Source organism: Mycobacterium sp. E2462 (assembly GCF_001672685.1).
In the GTDB taxonomy this organism is placed as follows: domain Bacteria; phylum Actinomycetota; class Actinomycetes; order Mycobacteriales; family Mycobacteriaceae; genus Mycobacterium.
In genome coordinates this window covers 1-12,222 of the sequence record NZ_LZKC01000394.1, presented here as the reverse complement: position 1 = coordinate 12,222, position 12,222 = coordinate 1, and the positions used below count along the sequence as shown (strand labels likewise).

Here is a 12,222-nt window from a genome sequence, read left to right as displayed (position 1 = left end):
GTTCGGCGGCCCGGACGGCATGGCGGTGCTCGGCCCCATCGTGGAACTGGCCGCCCGCTGGCTGCGCCCCGGCGGCCTGGTGGCCGTCGAGCACGACGACAGCACGTCGGCCCAGACAGTCGAAATGTTCGCTGCGGCAGGGGTGTTCGACGACGTCCGGGCCCGGCGGGACCTTGCGGGGCGCCCGCGGTTCGTGACGGCGATGAGGAGGAGCGGCGCTCGTGACTGACGTATTCGACTGCGCCGACCCCGACCAGCGCGCCCGCGGCATCGCCTCGGCGGTCACGGCGCTCAAGGGCGGCCGGCTGGTCGTCATGCCCACCGACACCGTGTACGGCATCGGCGCCGACGCGTTCAACACCGCCGCGGTGGCCGCCCTGCTGTCGGCGAAAGGCCGCGGCCGCGACATGCCGGTGGGCGTGCTGGTGGGCTCCTGGCACACCATCGAGGGCCTCGTCTACACAATGCCGCGCGGCGCCCGCGACCTGATCCGCGCGTTCTGGCCGGGCGCGTTGAGCCTGGTGGTGACCCAGGCGCCGTCGCTGCAGTGGGACCTCGGCGACGCCCGCGGCACCGTGATGCTGCGCATGCCGTTGCACCCGGTGGCCATCGAGCTGCTGCGGGAGGTCGGGCCCATGGCGGTCTCCAGCGCGAACGTCTCGGGCCGCCCGGCCGCCGTGACCGCCGGCGACGCGCGCGACCAACTCGGCGACCTCGTCGACGTCTACCTTGACGCGGGTCCGTCCGAACAGGGCGCCGCCTCCACCATCGTCGACCTCACTGGTGACGGCCCCCGGATCCTGCGGCCGGGCCCGGTGAGCGCGCAGCGCATCGCCGAGGTACTCGAGGTCGATCCCGCGAGCCTGACGGGTTAGCCGGCGGCGGCGCGATTACTGGCGGACCAGGTTGGTGCAGTACGGTCTCGAGGTGTCCAGCGTCGTCACCAATCTGGCAAGTGGTTGGCTCGCCCTGGCCGATCGCGGCGCCGGCGTGCCGCTGCGCGAGCTCGCCCTGGTCGGGCTGACCGCCGCGATCATCACCTACTTCGCGACCGGCCCGGTGCGCGTGCTGGCCACCCGGCTCGGCGCCGTCGCCTATCCGCGCGAGCGCGACGTGCACGTCACGCCAACGCCCCGAATGGGCGGGCTGGCAATGTTTTTCGGGGTTGGGGCGGCCGTGTTCCTGGCCTCGCAGCTTCCCGCGCTCACCCGCGGCTTCGTCTACTCCACCGGCATGCCCGCGGTGTTGGTGGCCGGCGCGGTCATCATGGGCATCGGGCTGATCGACGACCGTTGGGGCCTGGATGCGCTGACGAAGTTCGCCGGCCAGATCACCGCGGCCAGCGTGCTGGTCACCATGGGCGTCGCCTGGAGCGTGTTGTACATCCCGATCGGCGGCGTGGGCACCATCGTGCTCGACCAGGCGTCGTCGATCCTGCTCACACTGGCGTTGACGGTCTCGATCGTCAACGCCATGAACTTCGTCGACGGGCTCGACGGGCTGGCCGCCGGGGCGCAGCCAGCGGGCGGCCAGTTCCACGATGGGGCCGAGCACCGCCATGCCGTCCGGGCCGCCGAACACCGCGTGGCGCGGGTCGTGGCCCGCGACCTCGGGGGGCACCGCCGCGTCGTCGGGCACATAGGGCGGATTGGCCACCAGCAGGTCGACGCGCGCGTTCAGTTCGGGAAGCAGGCCCGGGCGGGTGACGTCGGCCTCGATGAGCTCGACGCCGGTGCCCTCGACGTTGCGGCGCGCGTAGGCCAGCGCCGCGGCCGAGTCGTCCACGGCGATGACCCGCGCGCCCAGGCCACGCTCTGCCCGGTGCCGGGCCAGCGCGACCGCCAAAGCCCCTGAGCCGGTACACAAGTCGACGATCACAGGCTCGGGTGCCAGCCGCTGCGCGCTCGCCCACTCCAGCAGCGCTTCGGTTTCGGGGCGCGGCACGAACACGCCGGGCCCGACGTGCAGCAGCACCGGCCCGAACGCGGCCGTGCCCAGCAGGTGCTGCAACGGCACCCGCCGGGAGCGCGCGGCCACCGCCTCGCGGTAGCGCCCGAAGAAGTCCTCGCCGGGTGAGTCGAGCAGCGCCAGCCGCCCGCGGTCGGTGCCCGCCAGGTGGGCGGCCAGCGTCTCGGCGTCCCAGCGCGCGGAATCGATGCCGGCTGCGGTCAGTGCCACCGCAGCGTCGTCGATCGCGCGCCGCAATGCGGTCATGCCTGTTGCAGCCGGCTCTGTTTGTCCGCGGCGGCCAGCGCGTCGAACATCGCGTCGAGGTCGCCGTCGAGCACCTGGTCGAGGTTGTGCGCCTTGAACCCGATGCGGTGGTCGGTGATCCGGTTCTCGGGGAAGTTGTAGGTGCGGATCCGCTCGCTGCGGTCCACGGTGCGGATCTGGCTGGCCCGGTCGGCCGAGGCGTCGGCCAGCGCCTGCTCCTCGGCCAGCGCCTGCAGCCGCGCCGCCAGCACCTGCAGGGCGCGGGCCTTGTTCTGCAGCTGCGACCGCTCGTTTTGGCAGGTCACGACGATCCCGGTGGGCAGGTGGGTGATGCGCACCGCGGAGTCGGTGGTGTTCACGCCCTGCCCGCCCTTGCCGGACGAGCGGTAGACATCGATGCGCAGATCGGATTCGTCGATCTGCACCTCGCCGACTTCCTCGGGTTCGGGGTAGACCAGCACGCCGGCGGCCGAAGTGTGAACGCGGCCCTGCGATTCCGTGACGGGGACGCGCTGCACCCGGTGCACGCCGCCCTCGAACTTCAGGCGCGACCACACACCGTCGGCCGCGTCGCCCTTGCTGGCGATGGACAGCGTCGCGTCCTTGTAGCCGCCCAGGTCGGACGTCGTTTCGTCCAGCACGGTCACGGTCCAGCCGTGTCGCTCGGCGTAGCGGATGTACATCCTGGCCAGGTCGGCGGCGAACAGCGCCGATTCCTCCCCGCCCTCGCCGGACTTCACCTCGAGCACGATGTCGTCGGCGTCGTGCGGGTCGCGCGGCGCCAGCATGTCGGTGAGTTGGGTCTCCAGCTCGCCGACCTGGACCTCGAGCTCGGTGACCTCGTCGGCGAACGAGTGGTCGTCGGCGGCCAGTTCCCGGGCGGTCTCCAGGTCGGCGCGCGCGGACTCCAGCTTGCGGTGGGTGGCGGCGATCGGCGCCAGGCGGGCGAACCGGCGGCCGGCCTTGCGCGCCTCGGCGGGATTGCTGTGCAGCTCGGGGTCCGCCAGCCGTCGCTCGAGCTCGGCGTGTTCGGCGAGCAGCACGTCGATGGTCTGCACCGGCTTTGTCATGTCACACCTCCCACACCAAGCGATCCGCTCCTGAACGCGAACCGACGCCCGGCCCGTGCGCCTGCGCGCACAGTTCGGGCGTCGGTGAGGCCGCTACTTGTCGGCGTCCGATCCGGCTTTGCGCTTGCCGTAGCGCTTCTCGAAGCGGGCCACCCGGCCGCCGCTGTCGAGAATCTTCTGCTTGCCCGTGTAGAACGGGTGGCACTGCGAGCAGACCTCGACGACGATGCGGCCGCCGGACTTGGTGCTGCGCGTTTGGAAGGTGTTGCCACACCCGCAGAGCACCGTGGTCTCCTCGTAGGCGGGATGAATCTCAGCTTTCATGATGTCCTCTTCGATCGTGTGTCGCCCGGCCCTGGCGGCGTCGGAGCCGACGGCCGGTGGTGAACTCCCAACCCGAGGCGGTCCTGGGTAATCGACGTTCGATTATGCCAGGTCAACCACCGTCTCCCCAAAACACCGGGGTGGGCCCGGACATTCCCTCGGTGCCGGCGCGACCGCTCTTCGAGACCGAAGCCACAGCGGCGGCGCGCCGGACGCGCGGACGGATCAGTCGTTGTCCATCGATCCCGGCGTCGTCTTGGACACCTGGACCAGGAACTCGTAGTTGTTCTTGGTCTTGCGCAGCTGCGACATCAGCAGGTCGATGGCCTGGTGCGAGTCCAGACCGGACAGCACGCGGCGCAGCTTGTGGACGATGCCGAACTCGTCGGGCGAGAGCAGCAGTTCGTCCTTGCGGGTACCGGAGGGGTTGACGTCGACCGCCGGGAAGACCCGCCGCTCGGAGATCTTGCGGTCCAACTTGAGCTCCGCGTTACCGGTGCCCTTGAACTCCTCGAAGATGACCGTGTCACCGGTGGAGCCGGTCTCGACCATCGCGGTGGCGATGATCGTCAGCGACCCGCCTTCCTCGATGTTGCGCGCCGCGCCGAGGAACCGCTTGGGCGGGTACAGCGCGGTGGAGTCGACACCACCGGACAGGATCCGGCCGGACGCGGGCGAGGCGTTGTTGTACGCGCGGCCCAGGCGGGTGATCGAGTCCAGCAGCACCACGACGTCCTTGCCCTGCTCGACGAGCCGCTTGGCGCGCTCGATCGCGAGTTCGGCGACGGCCGTGTGGTCGGTGGGCGGCCGGTCGAAGGTTGAGGCGATGACCTCACCCTTGACCGAGCGGGTCATGTCGGTGACCTCTTCGGGCCGCTCGTCGACGAGCACGACCATGAGGTGGCATTCGGGGTTGTTCCTGGTGATCGCGTTGGCGATGTCCTGCAGGATCGTGGTCTTACCGGCCTTGGGCGGTGACACGATCAGCGCGCGCTGCCCCTTGCCGATCGGCATGATCAGGTCGATGACCCGGGTGGTCAGCCGGTCGCTGGTGGTCTCCAGGCGCAGGCGCTGGTTGGGGTAGAGCGGCGTCAGCTTGGAGAAGTCGGGCCGCTTCTTGGCGTCTTCGACCGAGCCGCCGTTGACGCTGTCCAACCGCACCAGCGGGTTGAACTTCTGCCGCTGGTTGGGCTGCTCGCCGTCCTTGGGCACGCGTACCGCGCCGGTGACGGCGTCGCCACGGCGAAGGCCGTTCTTGCGCACCATGTTCATCGACACGTAGACGTCGTGCGGGCCGGCGAGGTAGCCGGAGGTGCGCACGAACGCGTAGTTGTCCAGGACGTCGAGGATGCCGGCGACCGGCTGCACGACGTCGTCCTCGCGGATCTGCTCGGATTCCGCGCCGTCACCGGTGCGTTCGCCGCGGCGCCTGCGGTCGCGGAAGCGGCGCCCCCGCCTCCCCTGGCGGCCGTCGCCGTCGTCGTCTTGCTGGTTCTGGTTCTGGTTGGAGCCGCCGCGCTGGCCGCCCTGGTCGTTGCCGCCGTCCTGGCCGCGGTCGCGGTTCTGGTCGTGGCGGTCTTGGCCGCGGTCGTCCCGCTTGCCGGCGTCGGCCTCGTCGCCGGAGGCGTCGTCGCGACGCGCCGAGCGGCCCCGGCCACCGTCGTCGTCGGGCTGGGCGGCGGCGCCGGCTTCGCGGGAGGCGTTGCGCCGTTCGCGGCGCGGCGACTCGGCGGCCGTACCGTTCTGCTCCGCTTTGGCCGGGGCGTCCGGGCCGGCGCCGTTGGCGTCGGTGTCCGGCTTGGTGCCGGTGTCGGCGGCGGCGGTCGGCGCGCCGTTGGCGGCGGCGCCGTTGGCCTGGCCGCGAATCTCCTTGATGGCGGCGATCAGTTCGTTCTTGCGCATGCCCGACGTCCCCTTGACGCCGACCTGGCTGGCCAGGGCGCGCAGCTCGGGCAACACCATGGTGGACAGGGCGACCGCGGGGCCATCGGACTTGGTGGTCTTGACGCTCTTCGCGTCGGATGTGTCTGGGGTCACGGCGTTCGCCAGTTGATCGGCGTCAGTGCTCTCGCCAGCCGTGAACAGGTCCGTATCAGTCACGGATTTCCTTTCTTCCCCCGCTGATCACGTCATACGGGGGGTCGTTGCAATCAGGCTCAGTGCCGGATGCGCCCAATCATCGACTCTGCAACGGTGATCGCCTCGATCGGCGGAGTAAACGGCGAACCTCGTCCACGAGAAGAATTGGTGTTGTCCTAGCTTCAAGGCAGTATGGATGCAGATGCAGATGCTGCGATTGCTGGACGGGTCCGAGGATAGCCCCCATCCCAGCCGGAAGCAAGCAAACGCTCGGGCCACGCTGTGGATCACTCGGGGACGGTGGCTCCCGCACTCCAGCGAACTCGTTCGCCAGCGGCCATCGCGGTGATCGTAAAACCGTGGGCGGCCCCGTAGTCCACCACTTCCGCAGGTAGCTCCGAGGCTGTGCTCAACGCAATCACCGAAGGACCGGCCCCCGACAGCGTCGCTGCCACGTTATGACGCCGCAGCAGCCGCAAATATTCCGCGGAGGCCGGCATCGCCGCCGCGCGCTGCGGCTGATGCAAGACATCCTCGGTGGCCGCCATCAGCAGGTCGGGGCGTTCGGTGAGCGCCACCACCAGCAACGCCGCGCGACTGACGTTGAAGCGCGCGTCGACGTGGCTGACCTGCGCGGGCAGCAACACCCGCGTCTCCGAGGTCAGCGAACGTTCCTCGGGGACCGCGCAGTGCACCCGGATGTCGGGGTGCAGCCGCAGGGGCACCGCCGAGTAGCGGGCCGCGGCGGCACCGCTGTCGATCCACGACACCACCGCGCCACCCAGCACGGCGGCCGCGGCGTTGTCGGGATGGCCCTCGAAATCCGAGGAGAGCTGAATCAGCTGGGCATCGGTCAACACCGGCGAATCCGTCTGCGCCACAAGGCCGTTGGCCGCAGCCAGGCCGCCGACCGCGGCGGCCGCCGAGGACCCCAGCCCCCGGGAGTGCGGGATGGCGTTGCGGCACCGCACCACCAAGCCCGGCGCCTGGACACCGGCCGCGTGCAGCCCGGCGGTGAGGGCGCGGACCACCAGATGCTCGGGGCCCAGCGGCACCTGATTGGCGCCCTGCCCTTCGACGAGCACGACCAGCCCGGAATCTGTTGTCTCGACGACGATCTCGTCGCACAGGTCCAGGGCCAAGCCGAGGCTGTCGAAGCCCGGGCCGAGGTTGGCGCTGGACGCCGAGACCACGGCGCTGGCCACCAGCCCGGCGGGGAGCACCTGGGTCACCAACAACCCTTCACGCCAAGCCGAGCTTCTCGACGACGAGCACGGGGTCGACGGGCAGCGGGGACACGGTCGGCATGTCGCGCAGCGCCGTGTCGGGGTCCTTGAGGCCGTTGCCGGTCACCGTGCACACCACCGTGGAGCCGCGGGCGACCCAGCCGTCATCGACGGCTTTGAGCAGGCCCGCGACGCTGGCCGCGGACGCCGGCTCGACGAAAACCCCTTCGCTTTGGGCGATGAGGTGATACGCCGCCAGGATCTCGTCGTCGGTGGCGGCGAGGAAACGGCCGTCCGACTGCTGCTGGGCCTTGACCGCGGCGGTCCACGACGCCGGCGCGCCGATCCGGATGGCGGTCGCGATGGTCTCCGGGTGGCTGACGGGTTCGCCGTGCACCAGCGGGGCCGCGCCGGCCGCCTGGGTGCCGAGCATCCGCGGCAGCCGGTCGATCACCCCCTCCTGGTGATATTCGGTGTAGCCCTTCCAGTACGCGGTGATGTTGCCGGCGTTACCCACCGGGAGCGCGTGCACGTCCGGCGCGGCGCCCAGCGCGTCGACGATCTCGAAAGCCGCCGTCTTCTGGCCCTCGATGCGCACCGGGTTGACCGAATTGACCAGTGAGATCGTCGGGAAGTCGGCGGCCATCTTGCGGGCGAGTTCGAGGCAGTCGTCGAAGTTGCCGTCGATCTGAATGATCTTGGCGCCGTGCATGACCGCCTGCGCCAGCTTGCCCATCGCGATTTTGCCCTGCGGGATCAGCACCGCGCAGGTGATGCCGGCGCGGGCGGCGTAGGCCGCCGCCGACGCGGAGGTGTTGCCCGTCGACGCGCAGAGCACCGCCTGCTGGCCGCGGGCCACCGCGTCGGTGACCGCCATCGTCATGCCGCGGTCCTTGAACGAACCCGTCGGGTTGAGGCCCTCCACCTTGAGGTGCACCGTGCAGCCCGTCCGCTCGGAGAGCCGCGTCGCCTTGATCAGCGGGGTATTGCCCTCGAGCAGGGTGACCGCTGTCCAGTTGTCGCCCACCGGAAGCCGGTCGCGGTAAGCCTCGATCAGGCCGGGCCACGGCTGGTGAACGGCCTTGTACGGGGCGCTCATAGGCTGGTTCCTTCCAGGCGCAAGACGCTGGTGATGCCCTGCACGGCGTCCAAATCGGCGAGGGCGGAGACGGTTTCGGACAGCGCCGCGTCGGTCGCGCTGTGGGTGACCACCACGATCCGGGCCCCGACGCGGCGCCCGCCGTCATCGACCACGCCCTCCTGGCGCACCTCGGCGATGCTCACTTCCCGCTTGCCGAACTCCGCCGCGACCGAGGACAACACGCCCGGCTTGTCCGCGACGTTCATGCTGACGTAATACCGGGTAGAGATCAAACCCATTGGCGCAATGGGCAATTGGGCGTACTTGGACTCCTTGGGCCCGCGGCTGCCCAGGACCCGGTTGCGGGCGGCCATCACCAGGTCACCGGTCACCGCCGACGCGGTCGGCGCGCCACCGGCGCCCTGGCCGTAGAACATCAGCCGCCCCGAGGCCTTCGCCTCGACGACGACCGCGTTGAAGGCCCCGTTGACGGTGGCCAGCGGGTGCGACAAGGGCACCAGCGCCGGGTAGACCCGGGCCGACACCCGCTCCTGGCCGTCGTCGTCCGAGATGCGCTCGCAGATGGACAGCAGCTTGATGGTGCAGCCCAACGCCCGGGCGGACGCGAAGTCGGCCGGGGTGATCTTCGTGATGCCTTCGCGGTAGACGTCGTCGGCGGTCACCCGGGTGTGGAACGCGATGGAGGCGAGGATGGCGGCCTTGGCCGCGGCGTCGTAGCCCTCGACGTCCGCGGTGGGGTCGGCCTCGGCGTATCCCAGCGCGCTGGCCTCGCCCAGGGCGGTGTCGTAGTCGGCCCCCGTGCTGTCCATCGCCGAGAGGATGTAGTTGGTGGTGCCGTTGACGATCCCGGCGACCCGCAGCACGGTGTCCCCCGCCAAGGACTGCGTCAGCGGGCGGATCACCGGGATGGCGCCCGCGACGGCCGCCTCGAAATACAGGTCGACGGTGGCGTTCTCGGCCGCCTGGGCGAGTTCACCGGTGGAGATCGACAGCAGCGCCTTGTTGGCCGTCACGACGGACTTGCCGTGCTCGAGCGCGGTCAGGATCGCCTTGCGCGACGGCTCCACCGGACCCATCAGCTCCACGACGATGTCGACGTCCTCGCGCGAGACCAGCTCTTCGATGTTGTCGGTAAGCAGCTCGACGGGGACACCGCGGTCGTCGGCGACGCGGCGCACGCCGATGCCGCGCAGCACCAGAGGCGCGCCGACGCGAGCCGCCAGGTCGTCGGCGCTGTCCTCGATGATGCGGACCACTTCGCTGCCGACGTTGCCCAACCCGAGTACCGCTACCCCAACCGGCTTTTCGTCACGGGGCACAGTTCACCTCACTTCCAGACTCAAGAGATCGTCGACCGTCTCGCGGCGCAGGATCAGGCGTGGCTGCCCCGCGCGTACCGCCACCACGGCCGGACGGCAGATCATGTTGTAACGGCTGGACAGCGAATAGCAGTAGGCGCCGGTGGCCGCCACCCCCAGCAGGTCGCCGGGCGCCAAGTCGTCGGGCACCCAGGTGTCCCGCACGACGATATCGCCGCTCTCGCAATGCTTTCCGACGATACGCGCCAGGGTCGCGGGCCCGTCGCTGACCCGCGAGACCAGCCGGGCGTCGTATTGCGCGTCGTAGAGCGCGGTGCGGATGTTGTCGCTCATGCCGCCGTCGACGCTGACGTAGCGGCGCTGCGCCGTGGCGCTGATGTCGACGTCCTTGACGGTGCCGACCTCGTAGAGGGTGATGGTGCCCGGGCCGGCGATGGCGCGGCCCGGCTCCACTACCAGGGTCGGCGTGGGCAGCCCCACCGCCGCCGACTCGCTGCGCACGATCGCGGTCAGCTTGTCCGCCAGCTCGGTCATCGGCGGTGGGTCGTCGGCCGCCAGGTACGAAATGCCCAGGCCTCCGCCGAGATCCACGGTCGAGATCTGCGCGGTCTTGTCGACACCGAACTGCTCGACGACCTCTTGCAGCAACCCGATGACCCGGTGCGCGGCGACTTCGAAGCCGTCGACGTCGAAGATCTGCGAACCGATGTGGCTGTGCAGCCCGACGAGCCTCAGGTTGTCCGTGGCGAAGACGCGGCGCACGGCCGCCATGGCCGCGCCGCTGGCCACCGAGAGGCCGAACTTCTGGTCTTCGTGCGCGGTGGAGATGAATTCGTGCGTGTGCGCCTCGACGCCGACGGTGACGCGCACGTAGACGTCTTGGACGACGCCCGCCTCACCCGCGATGGCGTCAAGCCGCTCGATCTCGATCATCGAGTCCAAGACGATGCGCCCGACACCGACTTTGACCGCCTCGGTCAGCTCGGCGACGGATTTGTTGTTGCCGTGGAACGTGATGCGCTCCGGCGGGAAGTCGGCGCGCAGCGCGACGGCCAGCTCGCCGCCGGTCGACACGTCGAGCGACAGGCCCTCCTCGTCGACCCAGCGGGCGACCTCGCTGCATAGGAACGCCTTGGCCGCGTAGTAGACGTGGCGGCCGCCGCCGAACGCGGCCGCGATCTCGCGGCAGCGGGACCGAAAGTCGTCCTCGTCGATGACGAACAGCGGGGTCCCGTATTCCCGGGCGAGGTCGGTGACGGGCACGCCCGCGATGGCCGCGATCCCGTCGGCACCGCGAATCATGTTGCGCGGCCACACGTTCGGGGCGAGCGACAGCAGCTCCTCGGCCGACTGCGGGCGCGGGGGGCTGGCGGGTTGACGGGCGTCGTCGGCGTACCGGGGCCCGGCGGGATGGACGTTCACATTCGCTCCGGCGCGGTGACCCCGAGGATGGCCAGGCCGTTGGCGATGACCTGACGGGTGGCCTGGCACAGCGCCAGGCGGGCGGTGTGCAAGTCGGTGGGCCGCTCGTCGCCCTGCGGCAGCACGCGGCACGAGTCGTAGAACCGGTGGTAATCGCCGGCGAGGTCTTCGAGGTAACGGCAGACCCGGTGCGGTTCGCGCAGGTTCGCCGCCGTCTCGAGTACCCGCGGGAACTCGCCGAGGGTGCGCAGCAGCGTCCCCTCCTTGTCGTGGCTGAGCAGCTCGAGGTGCGCGGTGTCGGGCGCCAGCCCCAGCTCGGCGGCGTTGCGGGCCAGCGCGGACAGCCGAGCGTGCGCGTATTGCACGTAATAGACCGGGTTTTCGTTAGACGCCGAGGACCACAACGCCAGGTCGATGTCGATCGGGGTGTCCACCGAGGAACGGATCAGGCTGTAGCGGGCGGCGTCGACGCCGATCGCCTCGACCAGGTCGTCGAGGGTGATCACCGTTCCGGCGCGCTTGCTCATGCGCACGGGCTGGCCGTCGCGGACCAGGTTGACCAGCTGCCCGATGAGCACCTCGACGGTGGCGGGGTCGTCACCGAAGGCGGCGGCCACCGCCTTGAGCCGGGCGATGTAGCCGTGGTGGTCGGCGCCGAGCATGTAGATGCACAGGTCGAATCCGCGCTGCCGCTTGTCCAGGTAGTAGGCGATGTCCCCGGCGATGTAGGCCGGCTTGCCGTCGCTCTTGATCACGACGCGGTCCTTGTCGTCGCCGAATGCGCTGGTGCGCAACCAGCTTGCGCCGTCCTTCTCGTAGATGTTGCCGCTCTCGCGCAGGCGGGCGATGGCCTGGTCCACCCGCCCGCTGGTGTGCATCGAGTCCTCGTGGGTGTAGACGTCGAAGTCGGTGCCGAAGTCGTGCAGCGACTCCTTGATGTGGGTGAACATCAAGTCGACGCCGATTTCGCGGAAGGTCTCGTGCGCGTCGGCGTCGGACAGGGTCAACGCCGCGGGCGCCTGCTGCAGCACCTGCGCGGCGATGTCGTTGATGTAGTCACCCGCGTAACCGTCGTCGGGGGTGGGTTCGCCCTTGGCGGCGGCGATCAGCGAGCTGGCGAAGCGGTCGATCTGGGCGCCGTGGTCGTTGAAGTAGTATTCGCGCTCCACGGCGGCGCCCTGGGTGGACAGCAGCCGGCCCAGCGCGTCGCCGACGGCGGCCCAGCGGGTGCCGCCGATGTGGATGGGCCCGGTGGGGTTGGCCGACACGAACTCGAGGTTGATCTTGTGTCCCGCCAGCGCCGCGGAGTGACCGTATCCGTCGCCGGCGTCGATGACGTTGTCGACCACCGCGGCCTGCGCCGACGCCTCGAGGCGCAGGTTGATGAAGCCGGGCCCGGCGACCTCGGCGGCGGCGACGCCGTCGGCCTGCGCCACCGCTTCGGCGAGCCAGCCGGCCAGCTCGCG

Annotated in this window: 9 protein-coding genes and 3 pseudogenes; 3 read left to right on the top strand and 9 right to left on the bottom strand. The window is 70.3% G+C overall.

The features are described 5' to 3' along the window. The 3 genes and pseudogenes from A5714_RS20575 to A5714_RS27270 form a co-directional block, all read left to right on the top strand. Positions 1 to 229, top strand: a pseudogene (locus tag A5714_RS20575) (protein-(glutamine-N5) methyltransferase, release factor-specific); the annotation flags it as partial. Next, on the top strand, positions 222 to 875 hold the full coding sequence (locus tag A5714_RS20570) for an L-threonylcarbamoyladenylate synthase (RefSeq protein ID WP_068073135.1): 654 nt from the start codon (positions 222 to 224) through the stop codon (positions 873 to 875). The pseudogene A5714_RS20575 and the gene A5714_RS20570, both read left to right, overlap by 8 nt. 34 nt (positions 876 to 909) lie before the next feature. Beyond that, positions 910 to 1,512 (top strand): annotated as a pseudogene (locus tag A5714_RS27270) (glycosyltransferase family 4 protein); the annotation flags it as partial. On the opposite strand, the pseudogene A5714_RS27265 reads toward A5714_RS27270, so the two are convergent. The 9 genes and pseudogenes from A5714_RS27265 to argS form a co-directional block, all read right to left on the bottom strand. After that, a pseudogene (locus A5714_RS27265) lies at positions 1,504 to 2,214 on the bottom strand (class I SAM-dependent methyltransferase); the annotation flags it as partial. The pseudogenes A5714_RS27270 and A5714_RS27265 overlap by 9 nt on opposite strands. Beyond that, the gene (prfA, locus tag A5714_RS20560) at positions 2,211 to 3,284 is read right to left on the bottom strand and encodes a peptide chain release factor 1 (RefSeq protein ID WP_068288340.1); all 1,074 of its coding nucleotides are present in this window, start codon (positions 3,282 to 3,284) and stop codon (positions 2,211 to 2,213) included. The gene prfA and the pseudogene A5714_RS27265, both read right to left, overlap by 4 nt. Positions 3,285 to 3,377: 93 nt before the next feature. Then, positions 3,378 to 3,608 (bottom strand): 50S ribosomal protein L31, encoded by a 231-nt coding sequence (rpmE, locus tag A5714_RS20555; RefSeq protein ID WP_068288336.1) that lies wholly within the window; start codon positions 3,606 to 3,608, stop codon positions 3,378 to 3,380. Between the two features lie 225 nt (positions 3,609 to 3,833). After that, the gene (gene rho, locus A5714_RS20550; RefSeq protein WP_369829460.1) at positions 3,834 to 5,657 is read right to left on the bottom strand and encodes a transcription termination factor Rho; all 1,824 of its coding nucleotides are present in this window, start codon (positions 5,655 to 5,657) and stop codon (positions 3,834 to 3,836) included. A gap of 317 nt (positions 5,658 to 5,974) precedes the next feature. Next, entirely contained in the window at positions 5,975 to 6,922 is a 948-nt protein-coding gene (gene thrB / locus A5714_RS20545; RefSeq protein ID WP_156747416.1) for a homoserine kinase, read from the bottom strand. Positions 6,923 to 6,929: 7 nt separating this feature from the next. Continuing rightward, positions 6,930 to 8,012: a threonine synthase gene (gene thrC, locus A5714_RS20540; protein ID WP_068288331.1), complete on the bottom strand. Its 1,083-nt coding sequence runs from the start codon at positions 8,010 to 8,012 to the stop codon at positions 6,930 to 6,932. Then, positions 8,009 to 9,334 (bottom strand): homoserine dehydrogenase, encoded by a 1,326-nt coding sequence (locus tag A5714_RS20535; RefSeq protein ID WP_068288328.1) that lies wholly within the window; start codon positions 9,332 to 9,334, stop codon positions 8,009 to 8,011. The genes thrC and A5714_RS20535 overlap by 4 nt, the downstream gene beginning before the upstream one ends. Before the next feature lie 3 nt (positions 9,335 to 9,337). After that, positions 9,338 to 10,756 carry a diaminopimelate decarboxylase gene (gene lysA / locus A5714_RS20530; protein ID WP_068288325.1) on the bottom strand — a complete coding sequence of 473 codons (1,419 nt, stop codon included), beginning with the start codon at positions 10,754 to 10,756 and terminating at the stop codon, positions 9,338 to 9,340. Next, positions 10,753 to 12,222 (bottom strand): arginine--tRNA ligase (argS, locus tag A5714_RS20525; RefSeq protein ID WP_068288322.1); only part of this gene is annotated, 1,470 nt, incomplete at its 5' end. The genes lysA and argS, both read right to left, overlap by 4 nt.